Genomic DNA, 239 nt, shown 5'->3' on the forward strand with positions numbered 1-239 from the left:
GGCATTGAGCACCGAATGCCGGATGCGGCGTGAACACCGTTTCCGGTCTACAAAAGCCTTAGCATCCTCAATTTCGTGGCGGGTCACCCGTGCAGGTTTTTTCAAACCTTGTTTAATCTCGACAGCCTCTTCCAGAGAGGTTTTCAACTCATCAAAAAAACTCATTTTATACCTCGCCTTTGAGCAGTTTCATCACGGTTATCTCTGCTCCCCCATCATCTCCCGCACCAGTTCCACGC

Annotated in this window: 1 protein-coding gene; it reads right to left on the minus strand. The window is 49.8% G+C overall.

Annotated features, from left to right (window positions below; all coding sequences use genetic code 11):
• Nucleotides 1-165: NadS family protein (nadS, locus tag AC0L2D_RS31875; RefSeq protein WP_473544137.1), on the minus strand; the 165-nt coding region annotated here is incomplete at its 3' end.
• Between the last annotated feature and the right edge of the window lie 74 nt (nucleotides 166-239).

It is taken from the genome of Mesorhizobium sp. WSM4833 (assembly GCF_055811095.1).